We start from the raw sequence: 510 nt of genomic DNA, 5'->3' as shown, positions 1-510 counted from the left end.
CCCTGACATAAGCCGGTTTAAATCTGGCCAGATTCCATAGATTGACCAGGAAATTCATCTGTATAGAGACGATGTTTTTCCTGAATAACTCAAGGTCGACGGGTTTATAAACATACTGCTTCCCGCTCAATAATTCGCATGGCTCATTTGGTTTCATCTCGGTACTGTCAAAAGGTCTGCCGTACGTTTCAAACTTCAGTAACTGAGAGTCATCCAGGATTAACTTTATTAACTCACCCCATAAAACAGGCTTCCCGTTGACACGGGGAACTAGCAGGCTACCTGGTCTGGCTTCTGACAGGGCAATTCTATTTAGACGCGCATCAGTGGCGGGATGGAAAAAACGCTCCAGCAGGTTCTCCGGTATATAGCGGTAGTCCGACTCGAGATCACGAGGCAACACACTGAGAAGTTTTTTCTGACTACGTATCAACTGCAACTCCGAGCGGAGAAACGCCTTAATGACCGTGTCAGTCTGTACGTTGGGTTGTACGTCCATACGCTCTCCAG

At 47.1% G+C, this 510-nt stretch carries 1 protein-coding gene; it reads right to left on the bottom strand.

Going from position 1 to position 510, the window contains the following annotated elements; translation table 11 throughout:
• Positions 1–499: hypothetical protein (locus K5R89_RS27195; protein ID WP_221853882.1), on the bottom strand; the 499-nt coding region annotated here is incomplete at its 3' end.
• Between the last annotated feature and the right edge of the window lie 11 nt (positions 500–510).

This window comes from Klebsiella sp. TF21-TM (assembly GCF_019753495.1).
In the GTDB taxonomy this organism is placed as follows: Bacteria; Pseudomonadota; Gammaproteobacteria; order Enterobacterales; family Enterobacteriaceae; genus Klebsiella; species Klebsiella quasipneumoniae.
The sequence above is the reverse complement of the archived record's forward strand: the minus strand, read 5'-3'. Positions and strand labels throughout refer to the sequence as shown.